Source organism: Sphingomonas gei, from assembly GCF_004792685.1.
Classification (GTDB): domain Bacteria; phylum Pseudomonadota; class Alphaproteobacteria; order Sphingomonadales; family Sphingomonadaceae; genus Sphingomonas; species Sphingomonas gei.
Genome location: NZ_SRXT01000009.1, coordinates 57,640 through 77,613, shown reverse-complemented (window position 1 = coordinate 77,613; position 19,974 = coordinate 57,640). Strand labels below are relative to the sequence as shown.

The following is a 19,974-nucleotide window of genomic DNA, read 5'->3' as shown; positions in this document are numbered from 1 at the left end:
TTTCAAGCTGCGGGGAGACCAAGGGCCTCACGCACCTCGGGCCCGGACATGCCGGTGTCGTAGACAGGCGCGCCGAAATCGAACTCGCGCGAGCGATCGAGTGCCCCGACGATCACCGGATCGAAGCCGGCGTCGGTCACAAGGCCTGCTGCGATCTGCAGCGCTTCGGCGTCGTCCGATGCGAGAGGTATTCCGACGCGAGGTCCCGGGCGATGAGCCTCTTTCGCCAGGGTTTGATCCCAGACGCTGTTGAAGGCCCGAACGATACGCACGCCCGGAAACCACTCACGCAGGTACGGTCCCGTTCCGAGGCCCGATCGCCTGACCTCCTCAGCCATGGGTCCGTCCCGATCCGGATACGGGTTGGACGTATCGAGCACCACCTTGCGGCCGAAAGCCTCACTCATAGTGCGCCCATATTCCGGCAAGGTGACGAACGGGATCGACAACAAGATGGCGTCCCCGAAGGCGATTGCCTGTTCGGGCGTGCCTGCCCTCGCGCTGCCGCCTGCTTGCTCCACGAGGCCGCCCAGTGTCTCCGGGTGGCGCGAAGAGAACAGGACCTCGTGTCCCGCATGGGACCAGAATTTTCCGATCTGGCCACCGATCTGGCCACTGCCAATTATTCCGATCTTCATGGCTCGTGCTGCCTTTCACTTTTTAGATTTACGAATACGCTATCGCCTAAGCGGCCGCGGCCAGTGGTTCGTCGCAGACACCATTGTGCGGTTCACGGCACGAGGACCGACAGACCGGTGGTGGCGCGGCTATCGACCTCCTGGTGGAGCCTGACGGCATCCCGAAGCGGATAGCGGGTCGGCGAAACCGCGCCGAAAGCACCATCCCGAAAGAGGGTGAACACCTCCGCCATCGCCGCACGAAGCTCGCTTGCGCTTTTAAGATAGGTTAGGGCTTGCGGAGCCAGGAAGGTGAATCCGCGCTCCGCGACCGCATCGGCGTCCGCCTTCGGCCAACCGCCGGATGCTCCAAACGCCATCACGGTGCCACCCGCGCGGACGGCGCCGGCCGTGAACAGACGCTCGGCCGTGTCCGCACCGATCCCGTCGAAAACCACATCGACGCCAGTCCCGCCCGTGATCCGCGCGACCATGTCAAACGCCTCGTCGATTCCGACCGCCACATCGATTGCACCGCTGTCACGCACGAGGCCGCGCTTGGCCTCGCTCCCCACCACGCCGATGACGCGCGCACCGAGATAGGCAGAAAGGCGGGTCATCAATGACCCGATCCCACCGGCGGCGGTGGTCACGAGGACGGTGTGATCTCGCCGAACCTCGAAAAGCCGGCACGCACAGAGCCATGCCATGAAGCCCTTGACCGTGAGCGCAGCGGCGATTTCGAAGTCGATGTCCTGAGGCAGCTGAAATAGCAGATCCGCTTCAATCAGCCGCGCGGCGGCATAGGCGCCCTGCGAACGCAGATATCCGACCCGATCGCCCACCGCGAAATCCTCGGCTCCTGGGCCAACCTCGGTAACGACGCCGGCGCCCTCGATGCCCATCACCCGCCCCGGCTCGTCGGGCGAAATCAGCCCCTTGCGCTGCAGGACGTCGAAATAGTTGAATCCGATCGCTTTCTGCTCGAGCTTCACCAGGCTGGCAGTCGGTGCCGCGACCTCCTGTTCCTCGACCCGCATTACCTCCGGGCCACCTTGCCCATATTGCGCGACTACCAATGCCATAATGCCTCCATATTATTGAAAGGGGCCCAAGCGCGCGGCGTTACGCCACGAAGCGCACGACACCGCCGTCCACGCGCAATGCCGCGCCGCTGGTCGCGGACGCTTGTTCAGAGCAAGTGTAGACGATCATGTTGGCAACCTCGTCGGTCGTGGCGAAGCGCTGGATCAGGCTGGTAGGGCGTAGCGCCTGCAGGAATCCCTGCTCGGCTTCCTCCACCGTAATGCCATTCGCTTCGGCCTGCTTCGCCATATAGTCGCCAAGGATTTCGGACCTCGTCGGCCCCGGAAGCACGGCGTTGACGGTGACCCCCGTGCCGGCGACCGCTTCAGCCAGCCCCCGGGAGACCGCGAGTTGCGCGGTTTTGGTCATGCCGTAATCCAGCATCTCCTTAGGCGTGTTGACCCCGGATTCGCTGCTGACGAACACGACGCGCCCCCAGCCCTTGTCCACCATGCGCGGCAAGTAATGGCGCGACAGGCGCACGCCGCTCATCACATTGAGCTGGAACAGGCCGAGCCAATCCTCGTCGGGGATGGCCGCAATGTCGGCGATACCCTTATAGTCCCGGATGAACGCCGTACCGACATTGTTGACGAGAATGTCGGCGTCCGGCGCTGCCGCGACAAAAGCAGTCGCGCCGTCTGCAGTCGAAAGGTCGGCAGCGATGCCGGAGATGTCGATGCTCGGAAAGGTTGCGCGCATCTGCCGCACCGCTTCGTCAACCCGCGTCGCGGTACGGCCGTTGATGATGACCGACGCGCCGGCTCGGCCAAGCCCCTCCGCCGTCGCCCGCCCGATGCCGGCGGTCGACCCGGTCACGATGGCCAAACGGCCGTTCAAATCTATCTTCATGCGGCTGCCCTCCTGGCTTGGCGCCGAGCCCCTGAAGGGGCGCCGGCGTCACGCGTCACAGTTTGATGCCGGCCGCCTCAAGAGCGGTATCGATGCGGACATCGACCTCCCGCTTCGTGTCGGCCCAGGCCGGCACCGTCTCCAGCAATCGCTGCTGCCAGGCGACCAGATTGGGGAATTCGTTGAGAGGGATCTTCGTCCGCTCGTTCTGCGAGAACGGTCCCGCGATATCGAAGTCGACCAAAGTCAGCCGGTCTCCGACGATGTAGTCGTGCTTTGCGAGATGCGCATCCAGCACGGAAGCACCCGCGCGAAGCTTGGCGGCCGCCAGATTGACGATGGACTCGTCCGCAGGCTTGCCCATGAAGCGCTTGGCTAGCACCTCATCGAAGGTGAGCGTCGCGAAGACACGCCACTGCTCGCCCGACCAGAACATCCATTGGAGAATCTCATACCGCTCGCGCGTTGTAGTACCGGCCAGATCGCTTCCCGCCTTTTCGGCAAGGTAGAGATTGATCGCAGAAGACTCGTAGAGAACGAAATCGCCGTCTACCATGACAGGCGATAGCCCGTGCGGGTTCAGTTCCAGGTACTCGGGCGTATGGCTCTCGCCCTTGAAGAGATCGATGTTCACGCGTTCAATCTCGACACCCATAACTGCCGCTGCTGACGTAATGCGGCGCAGGCTTCCCGAACCCGGATCGCCGTAAATCTTGATCGACATTTGAATTCACTCCTTATTTTCGAATGTATCGTGGGGTTTAGGCTTGAGCGCGGGCGCGCAGGCTATCGAGCACCGGCAACAGCTCGGTGGGATCGGGGCGCCGCGTGTAATCGGGATTGACCTCGGCATAGGCGATCACGCCATCCGTCCCGATCACGTAGCGCGCCGGCATCGGCAGCACCCACGCCGGATCATCGTTGATCTTCGGTAGATCGTTGCCGAACTGCTGGTAGACCTCGATCAAATCGTCCGGCAGCGCGAAGCGCAGGCCAAAGTCGTCGGCAACGGACGCGCGGGCATCACTCAGGATCGGGAAGCCCAGCTTGTTGTCCCGCTGCGACTTGCGGCTGTTCGCAGGCGTCTGAGGAGAAATAGCCACCAGGCTGGCGCCTCGTGCCTCGATCTCCGAGCGAACCTCTTCCAGCGCCTGGAGGTCGTAGTTGCAATAGGGGCACCAGACGCCGCGATAGAAGGTCGCCACAAGCGGCCCCCGCGCCAGCAGTGCGCGCGAACTCACGGTGTTGCCGTCCGCATCCTCAAGCGTGAACTCCGGCGCAGTGTCGCCTGCCTTCAGGGCGTCATCGGCCTGTCCACTGTCGATCAGCGACTGAGTCGCGCGCTGCATTGTCTCGAGCTGGTCGCTGGTCGGTACCAGCGGAAAGCGTCCATTTTCGAAGTCGTCACGCATCGCGTCGAGCTTGTCTTGGAGTTTCATCACCATTTCCTCGTTTCGCGGTTAACCGCCGTGAAACAAGAGGTAGGGTATCCGCATAACGACGTGTACCCACCCTATGCGGACAACATATATCCGAATAGCAAATGAATGGCGGAGCGGCAGGCGGCGTTATTGCTTCACGCGGGGAAAGACAGCGGTCTTTTTAGCTGCCGGCGCCGGCGCTCGCGCTTCGCGACCGCCGATTTCGCGCAAAGTCGGTCAGCTGGTTGGGTACATGGAGCCGCCGCCGCTGTAGATCACCCAGCATTTCAACGAGGATGCCAAACCCCTTTTCCCGCAGCGGCCAAAATCCCATCATCAGGCCTAGAGTGCCGAATAGAATATCCTGAGGGGTGACATGCCGCGTCGCATTTGCCGAGCGTTGCCCGCGCTTCATCGCCTCATCGGCTGTCCGGGGACGGCAATGTTGCTACCCGGCATTCGGATCCTCACGTCGGGCCCGGGTACGATGGCGACGGCATCGCACCTCGCGATCAGCGGCATCGACGATATCCTATGTGATCAAGTGCGAGGGGTTTTCCCGAAATCGGGTTTGCGGCGGCCGAGGAATGCGGCAATTCCCTCGCGCGCCTCCGCTCCGCTGGCCGCGGCGGCAATAACCGCCGCCTCGCGGTCGAGATGGTCGGAGAAGGTGGCCGTCGCCCCGTCGAGAAGAAGTTCTCGCACCGCGCCGAGCGCCGCAGTAGGAGCCGCGGAGAGTTTCGCTGCGATGACCTTCCCTTCCGCGCACAGCACCTCATCGGCAACTGTACGGGTGACGAGGCCGTGGGCGGCGGCGTCCACGGCGGACATCCGAGCGTTAGTCAGGATCATCTCCTGAGCGCGACGCAGCCCGATCAGGCGAGGCAGCAGCCAGCTCATGCCGCCGTCGGCCGTCAAGCCGATGCCCGAATACGCCGCAGTAAAATGTGCCGACGATCCCGCCAGCACGACATCGCCGAGCGCGGCAAGACTGAGGCCCGCCCCGGCCGCCGGCCCGTTGACCACCACCAACAGCGGCTTCGCCATCGACGCCAGTCGCTTCACTGCATCGTGCACCCGATCAGCCAGCGCCTGCAGGTAGGCACCGGCGTTGTCTCCGGCTGCCGAGAACCCGTCGATATCCCCGCCGACGCAAAACATCCGCCCGGCGCCTGTTAGCATGACGCAGCGTACGGATGGGTCGTCGGCGACCTCTGCCGCGGTGCGCGCCAGTGCATCCGCCAGCCCCACGTCGATAGCATTGCCCGCATCAGGCCGGTTCAGAACCAACCGCGCGATACTGCCCTCGCGTTCGACAAGAACCGGACTGCCCATCTGAAATGCCTTATATCGCTTCGCGGGCCCGTTTCGCCGGCCGGTAGAGCCAGGGTCCGTCCCACGCCTCGTTGGACAACACAGCAACGAGGGCGCCCCCCGTAGCAGACCGCGGGAGTTCGCCACTCAACCGCTCAAACCGAAGTTCGAACGGTCCGGCCGACCTCCCCCCTAACGCGCTTCAGCTGCAGCCTGGATTGAAGCTGCTCACCGGCGGCAAGCCGGCTTAACCGACGAAATGGAGCGGACGCCCGGGCATCCGCTCCTTCCCAGGGATCAGTCGAGCCTAAACTTGAAAGTCAGGCCGTAGGTTGCGGGCATGCCGGTCAGCGTCGACAGCGTGTCGCCGGTGTGGACGAAGGTGGTCAGGTAGTATTTGTTGGTAACGTTCTTCCCCCAGACCTCGAGGCGATAGCGACCATCCTGAGTTTCGACGCCAGCGCGCAGGTCGAGCACGACGTAGCTGGGGAGATTGAAGCTGCCGCTGACAAAAGCGGGCGTCGCACGACTATGGTAGACAGCACTGGCACCAACGAACGCCTTCAGGCTGTCCGAAACGGGAGCTTCATAGTCCCCATTCGCCGAGATCTGCCATTTTGGCGTAAGCGGAAGCGCGTCGCCCTTAATGTCTTGTGCAACTCCGATGAGGCCGGGGGTTAGGTAGTGACTCAACACCTTGCTGTTCACATATGTGACACCCGTATTGAGGCTGAGCCCCTGGACCGGTCGAGCCGTGATCGATGTCTCAAACCCGGTTATGCGGGATTTGGGAATGCTGACCAACGACGGCAGAGTGCCGAATACGAAGTTGGTCACGTAGTCGGCGATCTGCTTGGCCCGATAGTCGTAGTAGAAGCCAGCAACGTCGATCTGAAGTGCACGGTTGAACCAGAACGACTTCAGGCCCGTCTCGTAAGCCAACACGGATTCCTGTTTGACGGGAAGCGTCTGGGAGACCGACACGGCAGACAGATTCTCGAACGCGCCCGCTTTGAATCCCTTCGTAACGTTGGCGTACAACATCACGGCATCCGTCGGCCGCCAGGATACGCTGCCGCGGTACGAGAAATTATGCTCGTTCAGGTCCTGGTGAATGAGGCCGGGAAAGAAGGTATTGCTCGAGTTCAGGGTTATGCACCCCTGCGGCCCCGCTACCGGCGGCGTAGCTGCTCCCGTGAGAGCTTGCGACAACGCGCTCAGGGTTCGGGCAAAGGCGCCCGTCGGACCGAAGGGTTCAATGAGGCATCCCTCATATTTGTCCCGCCTGTCCGTGTAGCGCGCTGATCCTTCGAGGGTAATCCGGTCCGTAAGCGCGAAGGTCAGGCCACCGAAGACCGCAGCGGTTTTGATCTTCTGATTTGCGAGGTTCTGGAAACTGTTAAAGTAAAAAACCTGGCTGCCGTCGGGCTGCGGAACGCCGCCTACCTGGGTCGTCGCGCCTGCCGGGATGGGAATTCCCGAATTCGTAGTGTTGATATAGAGGTTGGCCGTGTCGTTGACCTTGTCATACTCGTAGTTTCCACCAACGAGCCACTTCAGACGATCATCGGGGAACAGCGAACCGGCCAAGCGCAGCTCTTGGGAGTACACATCGAACGAGCCGACGATGTTATTTCTGGAGACGGGGTAGATTGTCCCGTCGAGGTCCGTCGGACCAAACGTTTTGGAGTGCGAGTACGATGAGATCGAGGTGAGCTGGACGCGCGATGACAGATTATATTCAACCTTCAGCGCCGCCTGGTAGAAGCTGTCGTCTCGCCTGTTGCTGAGCCCCGGATCGAAGCCGGCGGCGCGACTGTTACCCGTCGCGAGCGGGTAGTTTTGGAGGGCGGCCTGTAGGCTGGGAACCCCGGGGATCACACGATCTGCGCCGCCCGGCACCAAAGGAAGATACGTCGCATACTGCTTTTGCTGCATGTCGGACTTGTCGAACCAACCGTTCACATTCAGCTCGACCGACAAATCGGACGTCGGATTCCAGTCGACCAGAAGCCGGGCCACGGAGAAGTCGCGGACGCCGTTCTTGTTCGACGAGCCGAACGGGGTCACGGCCGGATCGTCCACGTAATTGTATTGCCAGGCCGAGCGATGCTCCGATCGGAACGCAAGGCGAGCCTTCAACGTGTCCGTCAACGGGCCACTCACATAGCCGCCGACATCGACCTCATCGAACCGTCCATAAGTGAGATCAGCGCCGGCCTTGAGCGTATCAGTGGGCTTGGCGGCAATGTAGTTAATCGCCCCGCCCGTTGAATTTTGGCCAAAGAGCGTACCCTGTGGTCCCTTCAGAACCTCGACACGCTCGGGATCGAGCGAGGCACCCTCGGTAAGACGCGAGAACGGAAGCGGAACCTGATCAACGTAGACGCTGACGGTCGGTGCGAATGCCAAAGCCTCCACGAAGCCACCGACGCCGCGCAGCGTGTAAACCGAGGCCCCGTAGTTGCTCTGCGTGAAAGTGAGACCGGGCGTGATCTTCTCGAGACCCTGTGGGCTGGTAATGCCGAGGTTCGACAGTTGCTCGCCACTCGCCGCCGTGATCGAGATCGGCACGCGGCTCAGCCGTTCCGACCTCTTGTTCGCCGTAACGACGATGTCGCCGACCGCGCTGTCCGAAGGAGCGGCTGCAGCGGCGACAGGTGGTTCGGACGGAGCCGGGGCGCTCGATTGCGCGTCCGCATCGCCCGGAGCAGGTACCACCGCCTGAGCGAGCGCCGCGCTGGTCGACAAGGCAGACGCCGACATCGCGAGTATAATCTTAAACCCCTTCATGTATTCCCTCCTATTTGACATTCGTCTTGCAAGAACGTTGTCTGCAAGTACTGGTACGTGTTCGGCCTGGTCGGAATGACGAGCAGGCTAAATCCAGATTATGTGTGGCTTATTCTGTGGCGCTCAGGTGAGGTTATACCCTCCGTCGACTGCTAGCTCTGAACCCGTAACGAACGCACTGTCGTCGGAAGCCAGGTAAAGGGCAGCCACGGCGATCTCGTCTGCTTGCCCGTTGCGGCCCAGTGGCGTCGTGGCGGCGGTCCGTGCGAAATAGTCATCATTCTCAGATGACGAGAAACCGGCGCGCCGGCCGATCGCCGTCTCGATGTTTCCAGGGGCAAGCGAGTTCACTCGAATGCGTCGCTCGCGCAAATCCAGTGCGAAGTTGCGTGCAAGTGCCGAAATGGCGGCCTTGGTCGCGGTATACGCACTAAAGGCTGGAAAGGTCTTCTTCGCGGCGATGGAAGAGGTCAGAATGATCGAAGCGCCATCCCGCAAGGCAGGCAGGAGCGTCTGAACGGTAAAGAATGTCCCTTTCAGGTTGGTGCCAATTGTGCGGTCAAACGCCTCTTCCGAGACGTCTCCGATCGGCGCGAATGTGGCAATCCCGGCGTTTGCGAAGAGAATGTCGGCAAGCCCGTAGGTCGCCACGACATGGTCGCGAAGCGCCTCCAAATCCTGATTGCGCGTCACATCCACGGTAAATGGATCAAACCTGCCGCTTCCGCCGTCGTGCGCGGCCGCACGGCTCAATTCGCCCTCGTCGAGGTCAGCCATCACGACCGTGGCGCCCTCTGCGGCGAAGCGCTTTGCCGCGGCGAGACCGATGCCGCACGCAGCACCCGTCACGACGGCAATCCGCCCATCAAGCTTGCCCATCTGTTATCCTCTCACCGATGCGATAGGTCGGCCGTCCGCCCCAGGACGGGCTCGTGCAGTCGCACCTTCGCAAATTGTCGTTTTCGTTGGACCGTTGCCGGAGCGGCAACGACTAGGCCGGGTCAGCTTCTACACTTGTCACGATAACAAGCGGATCAGCATCTACAGTCTCTACTTGTCCAACGCTTAGTTGAAGCGTGACATCAACACGAGATGCCGCCGCATGTTCTCTACGTTCCCCCGCGAGGCCAACACGAAAGAACTGGTTTCAAACAATCTCCGGCGATTCCTACGCCACTTGATCGTCATCCACATGATAGCAATATGAATACGTTCGGCTCGCTACGGCCTTGACGTCTATAGCCAGCCGCCACAGATCTTCTTTGCAACGTCGCGACCAAGCGCACAAGCAACCGATCCAAAGATTACATTCGTGATGCTGGCAGCGCGCGAACCAGAGACCATATCGGGCTTGTCCGCGCGCGGATCCTGGCTAGCTCGAGCGCCGGTCTTGGCGTTTACGATGTTTCACTTAAAGGCTTGTCACGCGGGCCGCCGCAGACGCCCGGTAGCTCGTGCGGCGCGGCCCGTCCCGATGCCACGAGTCCTCCGGGGCAACCCCCAGAGCCACAATGATAGAGCCTGCAGACAATCACGCCCGAGCACATTGCCCCGCACATTTGCACGGTCAGCATCAAAGCGATCAAGGCCATTATCAGCCTGACCAGGTCATCATCGTGACCGATGACAGCAAGCGACGCAGCTTCCCCGTCAGCCTCGGTGTCGGATCACGAACGCGATGCCGGCTTCCGGCAAAGGCCATCGCGCCGTCGATGGTCCCGCTGGCGTCCGCGTAATCGACACAAAAGCGGGAACGGGCCGGCCTGCGCTTGGCGGCTCGCCTGAAAGCCGCGCTCAGGCGATCTTGGACAACAGGCTGTCCACCGCGACCTTTGCGTCGCCATAGAACATCCTTGTATTATCCTTGTAGAAAAGCGGGTTCTCGATGCCGGAATAGCCGGTACCTTGTCCGCGCTTCGACACGAAGACCTGCTTCGCCTTCCAGACTTCCAGTACCGGCATCCCCGCGATCGGCGAGTTGGGATCGTCCTGCGCCGCCGGGTTCACGATGTCGTTTGATCCGATGACGATCACCACGTCGGTCGAAGGGAAGTCGTCGTTGATTTCGTCCATTTCCAGCACGATGTCATAGGGCACCTTGGCTTCGGCCAGTAGGACGTTCATGTGCCCCGGCAGTCGGCCTGCGACCGGATGGATCGCGAACCGGACCTTCTTGCCGGCGGCCCGCAGCTTGCGGGTGAGTTCGCTCACCGTCTGCTGCGCCTGCGCGACCGCCATGCCATAGCCCGGCACGATGATGATGCTGTCCGCGTCGTTGAGCGCGGAGGCGACGCCGTCAGCGTCGATCGCGATCTGCTCGCCCTCGATCTCCGCAGCCGGACCGGTCGTGCCGCCGAAGCCGCCCAGGATCACCGATACGAAAGACCGGTTCATTGCCTTGCACATGATATAGCTCAGGATCGCGCCGGACGAGCCGACCAACGCGCCGGTGACGATGAGGAGGTCGTTGCCCAGGGTAAAGCCGATCGCGGCGGCCGCCCAGCCGGAATAGCTGTTGAGCATCGAGACGACGACCGGCATGTCCGCGCCGCCGATACCCATGACAAGGTGGAAGCCGATGAACAGCGCGAGCGCGGCCATGGCGAGCAGGACGGTCAGTTCGCGACCCTCCACGCCGATATCGCCGACATACATCACCAGCAGGAGCAGCGACGCCAGCAGCGCGGAGGCGTTGAGGACATGGCCGCCGGGCAGCTTCTTCGCCTTGCCGTCTAGCTTGCCCGCGAGCTTGCCGAACGCGACGATCGATCCGGTGAAGGTGACCGCGCCGATGAAGATGCCCAGAAACTCCTCGACCTTGAGGATGTTGATTTCCACCGGCGTCTTGTGCGCGAGCAGGCCGGCAAAGCCGGTCAGAGCTTCACGCGCGGCAGGATCGAGCGCGTTCACTGTTTCCAGTTCAAAATGCGCGTTGAAACCGATCGCTACCGCCGCAAGCCCCACGAAACTGTGCAGCGCGGCGACAAGCTGGGGCATTTCGGTCATCTGAACGCGCATCGCGACGATCCAGCCGATCACGGCGGCAACGGCGAATGTGCCGGCCACGATTGGCAGGTTGGCGGCGCCGGACCCGAACAATGTCGCCAGCACAGCCAGGGCCATGCCGGCGATGCCGTACCATACGGCGCGCTTTGCGCTCGCCTGATTGGAAAGGCCGCCCAGCGACAGAATGAAAAGGACCGCGGCCGAGAGATAGGCTGCGGACACCACACCGGTATCGAACATGAAATTCCGCCTTAAGACCGCTGGAACATGGCCAGCATCCGGCGCGTGACCAGGAAGCCGCCAACGATGTTGATCGATGCGATCAGGATCGAGATCGTCGCCAACCCGAGCACCAGCGTGTTGGTTGAACCCAGCTGGAGCATCGCCCCCACGACGATGATCCCGGAAATGGCGTTCGTCACGGCCATCAGCGGCGTATGCAGCGCATGGCTGACATTCCAGATCACCTGGAAACCAACGAAACAGGCCAGCACGAAGACCGTGAAATGCGCCATGAAACTGGCGGGCGCCACGGCACCGACGGCGAGCAGTAACAACGCAGCGATGGCCAGCGTGATGACCTGCGAACGGGTCTGCGCCTTGAAGGCGGCGACGTCGTCCGCCCGCTTCTGCTCGGGGGTCAGTTCATCCGCCTTGGGCTTGGGCTTCTGCGCCGCGATCGCCTTGATCTTGGGCGGAGGCGGCGGGAAGCTTACCTGCCCTTCAAAAGCGATAGTCGCGCCCCGGATCACGTCATCCTCCATATTATGGACGATCACGCCATCCTTGCCCGGCGTCAGGTCAGAAAGCATGTGACGGATATTGCTGGCGTAAAGCGAACTGGACTGCGCCGCCATGCGGCTGGGGAAGTCGGTATAGCCGATGATCGTCACGCCTGTGGGGGACACGATCTTCTCGTCGGCCACCGTGAGCTCGCAATTGCCGCCGCGTTCCGCCGCCAGATCGACGATGACCGATCCTGGCCGCATGGCCTCGACCATATCCTTGGTCCACAGAACGGGAGCGTCCCGCCCCGGGATCAGTGCGGTGGAAATGACAATATCTAGACTTGGCGCCAGCTCGCGGAACTTGTTGAGCTGCGCTTCGCGAAATTCCGGGCTGGACGGGGCGGCATAGCCGCCCGTTGCCGCGCCATCCTCCTGCTCTTCCGAAAACTCGAGATAGACGAACTGCGCGCCCATCGATTCGATCTGCTCAGCGACTTCGGGGCGCACGTCGAAAGCCAGGGTGATGGCCCCGAGCGATGTCGCCGCGCCGATCGCGGCCAAGCCGGCCACGCCTGCCCCGATCACCAGGACCCTGGCCGGTGGCACCTTACCCGCCGCCGTCACCTGCCCCGTGAAGAAGCGACCAAAATTTGCACCAGCCTCAATCACGGCCCGATAGCCCGCAATATTCGCCATGGACGACAACGCGTCCATCTTCTGCGCACGCGAAATGCGCGGCACCATATCCATCGCCAGCACATTGGCACCAGTCGCGCTGATCGCGTTCAACGCCTCGCCGCGCTGCCCGGGATAGAAGAAGGAAATCAGCGTCTTGCCAGCCGAAAGCTGAGCAATCTCTTCGGCTTCGGGCGGACGCACCTTTATGATCACATCCGATGCGGACCATAGTTCGCCAGCGGATGGCACCACCGTCACGCCAACAGCCCGATAACTGGCATCATCCAAGCCGGCCGCTTTGCCTGCGCCGCTCTCGACAAGGCATTCATGGCCCAGCTTCTGCAATTGCAAAGCACTGTCCGGCGTCAGCGCGACGCGCGCCTCGCCCTGTACCACTTCCCTGGGGGCACCAACTTTCAAGCTGCCATACTCCCATGCTTACCAGCGCGCATGTGGCTTCGGAGATGCGCAACCAACCGGTCGAGATCTATCGGACTGAATTGAACGACATTCGGACACAGCAGGTCATATTTGGCCTCTGACCGGTGCATCGCGTAACGTTCGGCGAAACAAGACGCAGGGGTCCGACGTCGCAATCCAAACACCTCAAGCGCCCACGAAGAGAACGGCGGTCGAGGAAGGACGGGACGACGACGCTGCCGTTGTAGGCCACCGCGAGAACAGCTGCTTTTGAGGCGATCCCAGCACCCAGCGATTGAAATTCGTGCCAACTCTTATTCCAATCCTTTGTCGTCCCCGCCTTTCAGGCGAACCGTATGATCACCTCGAAAAGGCGAACCTCTCTCAAGGTCTCGCTCCGATTGCGTCCGGCCGGTGCTATCGTGACTCAAACCGCTTCCCAGATCGCCGCGATGCCTTGGCCGCCGCCAATGCACATGGTGGTGAGACCATATCGCTTCGCAGTCCGGCGAAGCTCGTAGACGAGCTTCGTGGTGATGATCGCACCACTGGCACCGATAGGATGTCCGATCGCTATCGCTCCGCCATTCGGATTGAGCTTGGCGGCGTCGAACTCAAGCTGACGTGCCACTGCGCACGCCTGAGCGGCAAAAGCCTCGTTGGATTCGATTACATCAAGATCGGCGACCGTTAACCCCGCCTTTGCCAGAGCATTGCGTGTCGCCGGCACCGGACCGATCCCCATAAGCGCAGGGTCGACGCCGGCATGGCCGTAGGACACGAGCCGAGCGAGAGGCTTCAGGCCATGCTCTTTCACGGCACGCTCGCTGGCGAGAATGACTGCCGCAGCACCGTCGTTGATCCCCGACGCGTTCCCGGCCGTAACTGTGCCACTGTCCTTGCGGAACAGCGCTCTCAGCTTACCAAGATCCTCGGCACTGGCATTCATCCGAACGTGCTCGTCTGTGTCGAACACGCTCGTCTTCCCGCGAGCCTTGATCTCGACTGGCATGATCTGCTCTCTGAAATAGCCCTGCGCGATGGCGTTTGCCGCGCGGGTCTGACTTTCGAGCGCAAGCGCATCCTGGTCTTCGCGGGAGATTTGATAGCGTTCGGCCACATTCTCGGCGGTCACGCCCATATGATAGTCGTGAAACGGGTCCGTCAGAGCGCCGTTGAGACCGTCGAGCAAGGCACCATCACCCAGGCGCTGCCCCCAGCGGGCCGACGGCACAAAGTAGGGTGCCCGGCTCATAATCTCGGATCCCCCGGCAAGAGCGATCTGATAATCGCCGAGCATGATCGACTGCGCGGCCGAAACGATTGCCTGGAGTCCAGATCCGCACAGGCGATTGACCGACAATGCGGGCGTCGCCTCCGGTATGCCCGCACCGATCGCCGCGATCCGTGCGACATACGCGTCACGCGGCTCTGTCGCGATCACGCTGCCGATCACCACATTTTCGACCAGGCTCGCCTCGATACCGGCGCGCGCGATGGCCTCGCGCGCCACGAGCGCGGCAAGCTCGCCCGGCTTCTGGTCCTTGAGAGCTCCGCCGAACGTACCGACCGCGGTGCGGGCTGCCGAAACCAGGAACACGTCTGTCATCGTTCTCTCCGTTATAAATGGTGCGGCTGTCATCCGTTCAGTTGCTCGAACGACCCGCGCTCGCCTGCGAGCGTCTCAAGCAGCGGCGCCGGCGTGAAAGCCCATCCGTTGCGGGCTTGCCCGAAGGCGGAAACCTGATCGAGCACGAGAGGCAAAGACTGTATGTCGGCCTGAAACATCGGACCACCGCGATCCCGCGGAAACCCGTAGCCGTGCAAATAGACCACATCGATGTCGACCGGCCGGTACGCGATGCCTTCACCAAGAATGCGCGCGCCTTCGTTGATCATCGCCAACAGGCAACGGCTCAGGATTTCGCCATCACCGATCTCACGACGCGTGAGGCCGATCTCGGCTGAGTAATCGACGACCAACTTATCGATTGCCGGATCCACCTCGGCGGTCCGGCCATCACGATAAAGATAGAACCCGGCCCCAGTCTTCTGTCCAAAGCGCCCGATCTCGCAGATGCGATCGATCACGCCTGAATAGGGCTGATCGGGAAACTGCGCTGTACGCCGCTTGCGGATCGCCCATCCGATATCCTGGCCCACAAGGTCCATCGTTCGACAAGGGCCCATCGCCATACCCCAACGTTCCAGAGCAGCATCGATCTGCTGCGGGAGCGCGCCCTCCTCGAGAAGAAAATACACCTGGCGAAGATACTCCTCGAAGATCCGGTTACCGATGAAGCCATCGCAAACCCCGGAGACCACGCCAATCTTACCGATTGCCTTGGAGAAACTCAGCGCAGTGGCAAGAACATCCGGGGCGGTTTTCTCGCCACGCACGACTTCAAGAAGCCGCATTACATTCGCCGGAGAAAAGAAATGAAGACCGACGACGCGCGAAGGGTCGCGTACAAAGGATGCGATCTCGTCAAGATCGAGAGTCGAGGTGTTGCTCGCCAGAATAGTATCGGGCCGCACAACAGCATCGAGCGCCGAAAAGACCGCCTTCTTTGCGGACATGTCCTCGAACACAGCCTCGATCACGAGGTCGACGTCGCTTAAGGCGTCGATATCAGGAGCCTGGGAAAAGGCAGCGACCCTGCGATCGGCCGTCGCCGTATCGATGCGGCGCTTATCGACATCGCGCTGGATCGTCTTGCGGATGTTCGCTTGCGCCTTTTCGAGCGCCTCCGGCCGCGCTTCAACCATCGTGACCGTCATCCCTGCATTGAGCAGCGCCAAAGCGATCCCAGTACCCATCAGGCCACCGCCGACGATCCCGACGCTCGCGATGGATCGGGGACTGACGTCCTTTGGAAGGCCCGGAATGCGCGCGACCTGGCGCTCTCCGAAGAAAGCGTGCCGCAAGCCGCGGGAAGCTTCGCTCAAGATGAGCTGCTCGAAAACTCGCGCCTCCAGGGCCAGGCCAGCCTCCAGGCCCTCTGGAAGTGCCGCAACGCAATCGATGACAGCCGCGACAGCCCCGCCACGACGGCCGTCATCCGGCTCCGCTCGCGCCATGTGGACTGCGTCCGGCAAATCTTCAGGAACGGGAAGCGCACCGGTGTTGCGCGCACTGATAGTCCGGGTAGCTAGCGACAACGCCGCTTCGATCGGATCGCCCTCAATGACCTCGTCGATCAGGCCCAGTGCGAGGGCCTCATCTGCCGACATCGGCTTGCCGCTCAGCATCATACCAAGTGCCGCGCGTGCGCCGATCAATCGTGGCAGGCGCTGTGTTCCGCCGGCGCCAGGAAGCAGGCCGAGCGAGATCTCCGGCAGAGCGAACTTGGCACCCTTTTGGGCAACACGGACATGGCCGGCGAGTGCAAGCTCCAACCCTCCGCCGAGCGCCATGCCATGAATCGCGATGATGACGGGTTTGGGGCTGTTCTCGATCAGGAGCAGGGTGTCACGCAGCTGCGCGAATTGTGCGTGATCGCCGTCAAAGTCGCTGATGTCTGCGCCCCCGCAAAACATCCGCCCCTCTCCAGCGATAATGATCGCCTCCGATGTCGGGTCGCTTACGGCCTCTTCGAATGCGGAGCGAAGCTCGGCGACGAAGCCATTTCCGATCGAGAGTGCGTTGACGGCCCCGTTCGACAGGCGAAGAACAACCGCGCCATGAAGTCGGGAAATGCTTACGGGCATAAGATGGTCTCTCCGGACTAGAAGTGGTCGACAAGGAGCGATGTCACGGGGCGGTCCCTGCAGCGATCGCCGAAGCGAGACCTGGTGTTTGCTATGAACCAAGCGCACGGCAAGAAGCCGGCGGATGATTAGTCGCGATTGCGCGATCGACCGCGTCGTACGGATCGATAGGGCAATTGCGGTTTGCAACGCTGCGAACGGCCGCACAAGCAATTGGCCCAAAGATTATGCTTATGATGCGGCTACGGTTCGCGGCATCCTTGGACCAGCTACTTGGTGCTCGCTGCGCGCGGGCAAATTCTTCATCCGTTCACGCCGCGACGCAGGGCATCGGAGCTGCAAAGACGACTAGGCTCAGACAGGGCCGACTTGCTGAATAGGCGCCCGGGGGAAGTGACGAAGAAAGATGCCAACGCCTGCGTCCGGTCGATGCGGCGCTCAGCTCATAATCCCGCGATAGGTCTCACCATCATCGCCGCCGGTCGCGATTCGTCTCAAGTCGTCGTTGATGAGGTGAGACGCTTGCGCCATGATCCGGTCCAACAATGCGCTGACTGTCGGAATATCATTGATCAGCCCCGCGACCATGCCACAGCTCCAAGCGCCGGCGTCCATGTCACCGTCGATCATCACCTTGGGATACACGCCAGCCACCTGTTCATGAATATCCGCGATGGTCAGAGCGTCGCCCCGCTCGCGCTCGATCTCCAGCAGACGCTCCACGGACGGATTCGTAAGGACCCTCTCGGTGTTGCGAAGCGATCGCATCACCAGGCGCGTATCCAACGTAGTAGCCCCCAATATGGCCAGTTTGACATTCTCATGAACCGGGGCCTCTTGTGTAGCCAAGAAGCGGGTCCCCATGGCGATTCCGTCTGCGCCCAGCGCGAGCGCGGCTACAAGACTGCAACCGTCCGCCATCCCGCCCGATGCAAGAAATGGAATGTCGAGGGCGGCAGCCGCGCTTGGAAGTAGGACGAAGTTTGGAACGTCGTCCTCCCCTGGATGCCCCCCGCACTCGAATCCGTCGATACTGACCGCGTCACACCCGATTTTTTCAGCGCTCAAAGCATGGCGCACCGAGGTGCATTTGTGGATGACCTTCACGCCGGCGGCCTTTAGCGCTGGCAGATGAGCCGCCGGACTTCTGCCTGCCGTCTCGACGACTTTCACGCCGCCTTCGATTATTGCGTGAATGTACTCCGCATATGGCGGTGCGGCGAAAGTCGGTAGAAAAGTCAGGTTCACCCCAAAGGGCCGATCCGTCATGTTCCGGCACCTGGCGATCTCCTTCGCAAGGAGTTCCGGGCTTCGCTGCGTCAGTGCGGTCAAGATACCGAGCCCGCCGGCGTTGGACACGGCCGACGCAAGTTCCGCAAGCCCCACAAAGTGCATCCCACCTTGTATGATGGGTCGCCTTATGCCGAGTAAATCCGTGATCCTTGTGCGCATGATCGCTCCTCTGCGCGTCGGAGCGCTCAGGCGCACCGACTATGCGGTTCGCCGATCTGGTCCGACGAGTGTGACTTTGGGAACGAGCCGGCGCACCCCGAGACGAGCTTCTCGCCGACCGACGGCGCCGCAGATCGGGTTTGTACTGTCAGCCTGTTCGCCGCCCGGGTACGCCTAAGACTCCGCCAAAGGACTATCGGCCGACGAACGCAGGCGGCCGCCGCTCGACGCTCGCACGGATACCTTCCTTGAAATCCTCGGTACCAAAAAGCTTGTCCTGCTCCTTGAGTTCTCGCGCCATAGCCGCACGTGCCTGCTGCTCATCGACCCGCGTCAGCGCGCCCCTAATGCTCGCCAATGCCAACGGTGCATTCGCTGCGATGCCTTGGCAAAAACCGAGGGCGCTCTCGTCCAGAGAGTCCGCATCCACCAAGCGGTCGGCGAGACCCAGCGCGAGCGCTTCCTCACCATCGACGCGTCGCGCCGTCAGCAGCAGATCATTTGCTCGCTGCGCGCCGACCAGGGCCGGCAATGTCGCGGTGATCGCGAAGCCGGGATAGAGACCGATGCTCGCGAAGTTTGCGTGAAAGCGGCTCGCCGGGGCCACGACGCGAAAATCGGCGGCAAGGGCCAGCCCGAAGCCGCCGCCTATGGCGCCGCCACGCACTGCTGCAACGAGGGGTTTGCGGCGCGAAAACATACGCGCGGCCTGACCATAGACCTCGGCCGGTCCAGAGCCTTCTGCAAGCGGCTTGGTGAAGTCGGCACCGGCACAGAAGTTCCGGCCCTCGGCCGTCAAGAGGGTGACCAAGACATTGGGGTCCGCGTCGTTCGCTTCGATCACATCGGCGATCGATCGGATCATGCCGACGTCGAAGAAATTGTGCGGGGGACGCGAAAGCCGGATCGTCGCGACCCTGCCCTCTTTTGCAACAACGATACCGTCCATCATCGACCTTTCCAAACAGGCGCGCGCTTCTCGACGAAGGCCCTGAGCCCCTCCACACGATCCTCGCTCGTGTAGGGATCCGGGTTCTCGTCGAGTCTCAGCGCCGCAGTGAGCGGCATTTCCCGAGACCTTCGGGCGATCCGGCGCATCCGCTTGACGGACAGCGGCGCATTCGCGGCGATCGCGTGTGCTCTCTTGAGCGCCGCCTCCTCCAGATCTTCGCCAGGAACGAGCGCGACGACGAGCCCGCGTCGCGCCGCCTCCGCCGCATCGATCGTCTCGCCGGTCAGCAGCATGTCCATGGCGAACGCCGGTGCAATCTTGCGCGGCAGCATGACAGAGGCAAATTGAGCGCCCATTCCCCGCTTCGCCTCGGGACAACCGAAGGACGCGGTTTCAGCGGCGATGGCGATATCGCAGGCGAGCATGAGTTCCAGTCCGCCCCCAATGGCAGCGCCATTGATCGCGGCGATGACGGGTACGTCAGATTCTGCCACGATCTCGAACAGGCCCCGCCTCGGGCCGGTATATGGGTTTTCCAGCAGGCTTTTCCCCGCCGCATCCGCGGTGGCGAACGCCTTAATATCGATCCCCGTGCAGAAGAACCGGTCGCCTTCGCCAGTGAGGACGATCGCCCTCACCCCCTCTTTCGGCGCATTGAAGACGATGTCGCCAAGCTCAATCATGATCTCGAGAGTCATGCAATTGCCGACCTTCGGTCGGTTCAGCTTAACCAGGAGTACATCCCCCTCGCGTCGACTGATTAAGTCCACGTTCTTTCCTTCCACGAAAACAGCATGCTCGCCCGCAGATCATTGTCCTGCGGAAATCTGGAGCCTCTCCCACGGGGATGCGCGGACAGAAGGCGCAATATCAATCCTCCGCGGCAAAAATCATGCCTGTGATAGAACGACCGAGTTCCCCTGCCCCGCGCGGACGCACTTCGC

General features: G+C 61.9%; 15 protein-coding genes. All 15 read right to left on the bottom strand.

Features of this window, described 5'->3' with window-relative positions; genetic code table 11:
• Positions 1 to 2: 2 nt before the first annotated feature.
• The 15 genes from E5A73_RS19885 to E5A73_RS19815 all read right to left on the bottom strand — a co-directional run bounded on the left by E5A73_RS19885 (position 3) and on the right by E5A73_RS19815 (position 19,800).
• A complete protein-coding gene (locus E5A73_RS19885; protein ID WP_135965602.1) occupies positions 3 to 638 on the bottom strand; it encodes an NADPH-dependent F420 reductase in 636 nt (211 codons plus the stop codon).
• Between the two features lie 92 nt (positions 639 to 730).
• Entirely contained in the window at positions 731 to 1,702 is a 972-nt protein-coding gene (locus E5A73_RS19880; RefSeq protein ID WP_135965601.1) for a zinc-binding dehydrogenase, read from the bottom strand.
• A gap of 40 nt (positions 1,703 to 1,742) precedes the next feature.
• Positions 1,743 to 2,543, bottom strand: a complete 801-nt coding sequence (locus E5A73_RS19875) for an SDR family NAD(P)-dependent oxidoreductase (RefSeq protein WP_338112881.1) — start codon at positions 2,541 to 2,543, stop codon at positions 1,743 to 1,745.
• 67 nt (positions 2,544 to 2,610) lie between these two features.
• Positions 2,611 to 3,279, bottom strand: a complete 669-nt coding sequence (locus E5A73_RS19870; RefSeq protein ID WP_135965599.1) for a glutathione S-transferase family protein — start codon at positions 3,277 to 3,279, stop codon at positions 2,611 to 2,613.
• A 37-nt stretch (positions 3,280 to 3,316) separates the two neighbouring features.
• Complete coding sequence (locus tag E5A73_RS19865; RefSeq protein ID WP_240700291.1) at positions 3,317 to 4,000, bottom strand: peroxiredoxin-like family protein; 684 nt, start codon at positions 3,998 to 4,000, stop codon at positions 3,317 to 3,319.
• A gap of 516 nt (positions 4,001 to 4,516) precedes the next feature.
• Positions 4,517 to 5,311 carry an enoyl-CoA hydratase/isomerase family protein gene (locus E5A73_RS19860; RefSeq protein ID WP_135965598.1) on the bottom strand — a complete coding sequence of 265 codons (795 nt, stop codon included), beginning with the start codon at positions 5,309 to 5,311 and terminating at the stop codon, positions 4,517 to 4,519.
• A gap of 276 nt (positions 5,312 to 5,587) precedes the next feature.
• A complete protein-coding gene (locus E5A73_RS19855; protein WP_168356014.1) occupies positions 5,588 to 8,083 on the bottom strand; it encodes a TonB-dependent receptor in 2,496 nt (831 codons plus the stop codon).
• A gap of 123 nt (positions 8,084 to 8,206) precedes the next feature.
• Complete coding sequence (locus E5A73_RS19850) at positions 8,207 to 8,962, bottom strand: SDR family NAD(P)-dependent oxidoreductase (protein WP_135965596.1); 756 nt, start codon at positions 8,960 to 8,962, stop codon at positions 8,207 to 8,209.
• 915 nt (positions 8,963 to 9,877) lie between these two features.
• Complete coding sequence (locus E5A73_RS19845; RefSeq protein ID WP_135965595.1) at positions 9,878 to 11,329, bottom strand: NAD(P)(+) transhydrogenase (Re/Si-specific) subunit beta; 1,452 nt, start codon at positions 11,327 to 11,329, stop codon at positions 9,878 to 9,880.
• 11 nt (positions 11,330 to 11,340) lie between these two features.
• Positions 11,341 to 12,915, bottom strand: a complete 1,575-nt coding sequence (locus tag E5A73_RS19840) for a Re/Si-specific NAD(P)(+) transhydrogenase subunit alpha (RefSeq protein ID WP_135965594.1) — start codon at positions 12,913 to 12,915, stop codon at positions 11,341 to 11,343.
• Positions 12,916 to 13,342: 427 nt separating this feature from the next.
• Complete coding sequence (bktB, locus tag E5A73_RS19835) at positions 13,343 to 14,524, bottom strand: beta-ketothiolase BktB (protein WP_135965593.1); 1,182 nt, start codon at positions 14,522 to 14,524, stop codon at positions 13,343 to 13,345.
• Between the two features lie 29 nt (positions 14,525 to 14,553).
• Complete coding sequence (locus tag E5A73_RS19830) at positions 14,554 to 16,626, bottom strand: 3-hydroxyacyl-CoA dehydrogenase NAD-binding domain-containing protein (protein WP_135965592.1); 2,073 nt, start codon at positions 16,624 to 16,626, stop codon at positions 14,554 to 14,556.
• 438 nt (positions 16,627 to 17,064) lie between these two features.
• Entirely contained in the window at positions 17,065 to 18,078 is a 1,014-nt protein-coding gene (locus E5A73_RS19825; protein WP_135965591.1) for an NAD(P)H-dependent flavin oxidoreductase, read from the bottom strand.
• Positions 18,079 to 18,271: 193 nt separating this feature from the next.
• The gene (locus tag E5A73_RS19820; RefSeq protein ID WP_135965590.1) at positions 18,272 to 19,030 is read right to left on the bottom strand and encodes an enoyl-CoA hydratase/isomerase family protein; all 759 of its coding nucleotides are present in this window, start codon (positions 19,028 to 19,030) and stop codon (positions 18,272 to 18,274) included.
• Positions 19,027 to 19,800: an enoyl-CoA hydratase/isomerase family protein gene (locus E5A73_RS19815; RefSeq protein WP_168356013.1), complete on the bottom strand. Its 774-nt coding sequence runs from the start codon at positions 19,798 to 19,800 to the stop codon at positions 19,027 to 19,029. The genes E5A73_RS19820 and E5A73_RS19815 overlap by 4 nt, the downstream gene beginning before the upstream one ends.
• Positions 19,801 to 19,974: the final 174 nt, after the last annotated feature.